The following is a 669-nucleotide window of genomic DNA, read 5'->3' on the forward strand; positions in this document are numbered from 1 at the left end:
AGTTCATCATCTCCATCAGCCTCCGCTATTTCACTTAATATGTATCCGTCAAGTTCCATTTCACATCCGCATCTGTCACATTTCATAAGTACCTTATCTGATTCATATGTGTCATCATGGAGAAGCATTTCATCAACTTCTTCTGGCGTTAATGGTTTGACTTCTGAGATATTTTGATGTGTAGATGCATCTTTCTTTGTACGGGATGTCATTCTTCCGTCCTCCTTCAAAGGGATTATATGTTTCAGCATAATTCATGATCATTCCACATCTGCATTTGATGGGATCCCTCTGAAATGATTGTATCATAAAATAACGGAAATGTGTCTTCTGGATTTGAATTTTTGCGATGGCCTGTCTTTCCTTCTTGTACTGTGTTTCCTTTTTCTGCTTATGAGCCAGAAGCTCAGCCATTCTATTGTAATGTCTGGTCGACCTGTTGGAATAGAATCCATAGTAGCGAGTCATCTTGAAGTTTTCATCCGGACAGTGTCTGATGACTTTTTGGATGAATCTCTCAACTCTTTCAGTGACATCGATTCTTTTGTCATCCTCATGACGATTATAGAACCAATGAATCATTTTGGTCGTGTCATTATATTCTACAATTCTGCTTTCTGCCATGACAGGTCTGTTGGTATAGCGTGTTATATATGCGACGGTATCATC

General features: G+C 38.9%; 2 protein-coding genes. Both read right to left on the reverse strand.

All coding sequences use genetic code 11. The features are described from left to right. The coding region (locus B5E79_RS13550; protein ID WP_143746803.1) for a hypothetical protein at positions 1-212 on the reverse strand (212 nt) is incomplete at its 3' end. Continuing rightward, on the reverse strand, positions 133-669 hold a 537-nt coding region (locus B5E79_RS13260; protein ID WP_206393231.1), incomplete at its 5' end, for a transposase. The genes B5E79_RS13260 and B5E79_RS13550, both read right to left, overlap by 80 nt.

Source organism: Massilimicrobiota sp. An134 (assembly GCF_002160815.1).
GTDB classification, from domain to species: Bacteria; Bacillota_I; Bacilli_A; order Erysipelotrichales; family Coprobacillaceae; genus Allocoprobacillus; species Allocoprobacillus merdigallinarum.